At 72.8% G+C, this 977-nt stretch carries 1 protein-coding gene; it reads left to right on the forward strand.

Annotated elements, in window-relative coordinates; genetic code table 11:
• Window positions 1-164: 164 nt before the first annotated feature.
• Window positions 165-977, forward strand: an 813-nt coding sequence (locus tag E1298_RS47220) for a hypothetical protein (RefSeq protein ID WP_207945300.1), incomplete at its 3' end; no start/stop codon positions are given.

Raw genomic sequence — 977 nt, forward strand, 5'->3', positions numbered from 1 at the left:
CGACGCGTCCGGGGGGCGTGGGGGCTTGGCTGGGGTGCATCCCTACGCGCTGCAGCGTCCGTTGGAGGAGCGGCCTGTGTGGAAGCTGCGCAGGACGCCGCCGCGGCACGCCGGGCGGCCGCATGCCTCGCCGCGGCAGGACTACGAACGAGGGGGTGTCTGACATGGAGCGGCGTCTTGGCAAGATCGTAACGACCGTACTGGTGCTCGGCCTGGCGGGCGGCGGCACCTATGCCTACCGCGTGTACTCCGGCCAGGGCTCCGGCATGCCGGACGTGAACGCCGTGTCACCGGAGTCCGCGCGGCAGCAGTCGACGCTGGTCGACCAGGAGGATCTGCGGGTCATGCAGATCCGCGCCAAGCAGGAGTCCGATCTCGCGGGCGGCGGTGCGGAGGCCGCCGCCGCGCGCGTCCCGCGCCTGCTCACCTCCGCCAACGGCCGGACGCTGATGCTGCCGCAGCGCCGCCGTCCCTACTACGTCGCGGAACTGGCCAAGCTGGCCGGGCAGGACTTCCAGCGCCAGGCGGACGGCTCGTACCTGCTCGGCGTCAACCTCGTGGTCGCCGCCGGGGGGAAGCTGATCCTGCAGAGCTCCACCGGGCCGCTCACGATCCGGATGCGCAGCGTCCCCGGCGCGTTCACCTCGATCGTCAGCGCCGGGGGCATGGTGCGGTTCAACGGTTCGGCGCAGAACCCGGTCCGCGTCACGAGCTGGAATGACGACACGCGCAGGCCCGACACGCAGGTGGCCGACGGACGCGCCTACATCCGCGCGATCGGCGGTGAGTTCAGCATGAAGTACACGCAGGTCTCCGACCTCGGCTTCTGGAGCGGACGGACGGGCGGGGTCGCGCTGACCGGCTCAGACCGTCCCGACTCGTCCGCCGAGGCGACCGCGGCGGGTCCGGGGGGCGCGGTGCTTCTGCCGGGCGGCGGACGGGAGACGACCCGGGGCGGCCGGGAGGAGGTCGAGGTC

The organism is Actinomadura rubrisoli, from assembly GCF_004349215.1.
Taxonomy (GTDB): domain Bacteria; phylum Actinomycetota; class Actinomycetes; order Streptosporangiales; family Streptosporangiaceae; genus Spirillospora; species Spirillospora rubrisoli.